Genomic DNA, 2,634 nt, shown 5'->3' with positions numbered 1-2,634 from the left:
CGGTGCCGTTACTTTTCTGCCTGCCCGGCGGTAGTTACACGAAGGCGTACTGGCACCTCGAAGTCCCCGGCCGCACCGGCTACAGCTTCGGCGAGCACATGGCGGCCACGGCATGCTCGTCATCGCTGTCGATCACCTCGCCACCGGCGAGAGCTCCCGGCACCCCCGAGCCGCCGAACTCACACCCGACGTCGTCGCGGCGGCGAACGCGGCGACACTCGCCGAGCTGACGGAGCGCGCCGTGAAAGGCTCACTCCTACCCGACCTCGGCCCGCTCGAACTCGGCCCGACCGTAGGAGTCGGCCATTCGATGGGCGCCATGCTCGCCATCTTCCAGCAGTCACTGCACGGCAGCTTCGACGCCGTCGCACCGCTCGGATACGGGACAGTAGGACCAATAATCACCTGGGCCGACACCCACGCCAGCATAGGCACCGGCGTGCTCGGCGTGCCCAGCCTGGAGGCAATCATGGAGCCTGCCAGGTCCGGCGCGTTCGACACGCCGTTCGCGGCCGACCGGACCATGACAGCCATGCGTCACCACTTCTACTGGGACGACGTACCCGCAGACGTGATCGCCACCGACGACCTGACAAACACCCACCTGCCAGGCGTCAGCGGCCCACTGTCGATCGTCCCGTTCATCGCCTCCGACCACGCGGGACGCCTCCGCTGCCCGGTGTTCATCGGCCTCGGCGAACGCGACTCCACACCCCGCCACCACGACGAGGCCCGGGCCTACTACTCCTCCCTCGACGTCACCCTGTTCGTGCTGCCGAAATCCGGGCACTGCCACAACACCGCCGGCACCCGCCGCCTGCTCTGGGACCGCCTCGCGCGATGGATCCGCGCGTTGCCGCCGACCAGCTCCACCGACGGCAGTCTCGGGACCCAGCCATAAGAGGAAGGGTAAACCCATGACAGAAACGTCAGGCACCACCGTCAGCGTAGGCGCGGCCCGCATCGACCGCGTAGAAGAGCAATACCTCCCCGTCCCGTTCATCGCACTCACAGACGACAAGGACTTCATTGCTCGGCGCATCACCCCGCTGCCCGACGGATTCCTCGACCCGGCGACGATGACCTTCCAGTTCTCCAACCACAGCTGGGTCGTCCGCGTCGACGGCCTGACCGTGCTCGTCGACCCCTGCAACGGCAACGGCCGCAAGCGCGGCGTCTCATACTTCGACGACCTCGACCTGCCCTACCTCGAACGCCTGGCCGCAGCCGGCGCACCCGCGGAAACAATCGACGTCGTGTTCTGTACCCACCTGCACCACGACCACTGCGGCTGGAACACCATGCGCGTCGACGAGAGATGGACACCCACCTTCCCGAACGCCGTCTACCTCTTCGTCGACACGGAATACCGGCGTTGGGACACACGCTCACCCGACCCCGACCGCGCCCCACAGGCCGACTCAGGCACCACTGGCGACCTCAACGTGTTCGACGAATGCGTACGTCCCGTCGTCGAAGCTGGCCTCGCCAAGATCATCTCCGCCCCCTACCCGATCTCGCCGAGCCTGTCGGTCGAGGCAGCACCCGGTCACACCTTCGGACACTCGATGCTCCGCCTCACCTCCGAGGGTGCGCATGCCTACCTCACCGGGGACGCGCTCCATCACCCGGCCCAAGTGTCCAGGCCGAAGCTGCACCTGCCAGGCTGCGACGACCTCGCAGCAGCCATAGAAACCCGCCGGAGGCTGTTCAGCAGGCTGTACGAAGAAGACGCACTGCTGTTCCCAGCCCATTTCGCCGCACCACACTACGGCCGTCTCGACCTCGACGGCGACGAATTCGTGTTCCTCCCCGGCAATGCGACCCGAGGCAGTGACAGACGAAACCGACACGTCAACCTCACATCGAGGACGGAGAACCAACAACCGTCGTTCTAGCGATCTCTTACTGGCCTCACCTTGCGGACCGCCCATCACGCCGGTGTACTCAACCACGGCGACACGCTCGACCGAGCACTCACCACCGAACTCGTTGACGACCCCGAACGCCTCGAAACGCGCATATCTCGGCACGTCCCGGCCGAGAAGCCAGCCACGTAGGGGGCTAAGCCTGCAGCGGAATCGTCCAACCCCGACATACGGTGCCGTAGACCAATCGGCAGATGCGCGCGGCAAGCTAAGAGCGTGTCTCACGTGGATGTAGTGGATCTTCTTGCATGATTTGAGATGTGAGCGACCGCCTTGCCCTGCGGCTGGTGCCGGACGAACTCTGGGAGCTCGTGGAACCTCTGTTGCCCTCCTTCGCACCGCGCCCACAGGGCGGGGGCACGGCTCCGGTGGACGAGCGGGCGGTGTTCACCGCGGTCGTGTACGTGCTGACGTCGGGCTGTGCGTGGCGGCATCTACCACCGTCGTTCGGGGTGTCGGCGCCGACGGCGCACCGCCGGTTCCAGGTCTGGACCCGGGCGGGGTTATGGCCCCGGCTGCACCGGGCGGTGCTCGACCGCCACGGCGACGCAGGGAACGTGGACTGGACCTCGGCGATCGTGGACTCCGCGAGCGTGCGAGCGAGCGGGGCTCGCTGACCGGTCCGAGCCCGGTCGACCGCGGCAAGGCCGGCTCGAAACTGCACGTGCTCACCGACGCCGCCGGTCTCCCGCTGGTCGTCGGCGTC

The 2,634-nt window shown here is 66.9% G+C and carries 2 protein-coding genes and 1 pseudogene; all 3 read left to right on the top strand.

Going from position 1 to position 2,634, the window contains the following annotated elements:
* Nucleotides 1-112: 112 nt before the first annotated feature.
* Nucleotides 113-901 carry an alpha/beta fold hydrolase gene (locus FMEAI12_RS26375; RefSeq protein ID WP_235014548.1) on the top strand — a complete coding sequence of 263 codons (789 nt, stop codon included), beginning with the start codon at nt 113-115 and terminating at the stop codon, nt 899-901.
* Nucleotides 902-917: 16 nt separating this feature from the next.
* The gene (locus tag FMEAI12_RS26370; protein ID WP_112108218.1) at nt 918-1,898 is read left to right on the top strand and encodes an MBL fold metallo-hydrolase; all 981 of its coding nucleotides are present in this window, start codon (nt 918-920) and stop codon (nt 1,896-1,898) included.
* Between the two features lie 290 nt (nt 1,899-2,188).
* Nucleotides 2,189-2,634 (top strand): annotated as a pseudogene (locus FMEAI12_RS26365) (IS5 family transposase); the annotation flags it as partial.

This window comes from Parafrankia sp. Ea1.12, from assembly GCF_900465275.1.
In the GTDB taxonomy this organism is placed as follows: Bacteria; Actinomycetota; Actinomycetes; order Frankiales; family Frankiaceae; genus Parafrankia; species Parafrankia soli.
This window is presented reverse-complemented; position numbering and strand designations above follow the sequence as displayed.

What these genes read in the sequence shown, in the direction of transcription:
- FMEAI12_RS26375 (WP_235014548.1), top strand. Translation starts at nt 113, where the DNA reads ATGCTCGTCATCGCTGTCGATCACCTCGCCACCGGCGAGAGCTCCCGG.
- FMEAI12_RS26370 (WP_112108218.1), top strand. Translation starts at nt 918, where the DNA reads ATGACAGAAACGTCAGGCACCACCGTCAGCGTAGGCGCGGCCCGCATC.